This window comes from Massilia sp. NBRC 108631, assembly GCF_059704565.1.
Window position 1 is genome coordinate 1 of the sequence record NZ_BAAKJE010000241.1, and the last position, 229, is coordinate 229.

Annotated in this window: 1 rRNA gene; it reads left to right on the forward strand. The window is 52.4% G+C overall.

Features of this window, described 5'->3' with window-relative positions:
- A 16S ribosomal RNA gene (locus AC6H42_RS25620) occupies positions 1 to 229 on the forward strand; the annotation flags it as partial.

The following is a 229-nucleotide window of genomic DNA, read 5'->3' on the forward strand; positions in this document are numbered from 1 at the left end:
GTCGCAAGATTAAAACTCAAAGGAATTGACGGGGACCCGCACAAGCGGTGGATGATGTGGATTAATTCGATGCAACGCGAAAAACCTTACCTACCCTTGACATGGAAGGAATCCCCGAGAGATTGGGGAGTGCCCGAAAGGGAACCTTCACACAGGTGCTGCATGGCTGTCGTCAGCTCGTGTCGTGAGATGTTGGGTTAAGTCCCGCAACGAGCGCAACCCTTGTCAT